Source organism: Idiomarina xiamenensis 10-D-4 (genome assembly GCF_000299895.1).
Classification (GTDB): domain Bacteria; phylum Pseudomonadota; class Gammaproteobacteria; order Enterobacterales; family Alteromonadaceae; genus Idiomarina; species Idiomarina xiamenensis.
The window spans coordinates 1-301 of sequence record NZ_AMRG01000070.1; the positions used below are offsets into that span (position 1 = coordinate 1).

Sequence of the window (301 nt, forward strand, 5' to 3'; positions counted from 1 at the left end):
GCTGGTTCGAATCCAGTCTCGCCGACCATTTTACTCGCAGCTCAGGTTCGAATGCGCCCGTAGCTCAGCTGGATAGAGCAACGGCCTTCTAAGCCGTCGGTCGCAGGTTCGAATCCTGCCGGGTGCGCCAGAACGCGCCGGAAAAATTGTTGTGGTGGGTGTAGCTCAGTTGGTAGAGCCCCGGATTGTGATTCCGGTCGTCGTGGGTTCGAGTCCCATCATCCACCCCATTTCCTCACTGGTTTTAATTCATCTCTTGAATATCAATAGCGGCGAGTAGCGCAGCTTGGTAGCGCACTTG

2 tRNA genes are annotated in these 301 nt (G+C 55.5%); both read left to right on the top strand.

Annotation, left to right across the window (positions count from 1 at the left end):
* Positions 1–53 precede the first annotated feature (53 nt).
* A tRNA-Arg gene (locus A10D4_RS13475) sits at positions 54–130 on the top strand.
* Positions 131–154: 24 nt separating this feature from the next.
* Positions 155–230, top strand: a tRNA-His gene (locus A10D4_RS13480).
* The last annotated feature ends 71 nt before the right edge of the window (positions 231–301 follow it).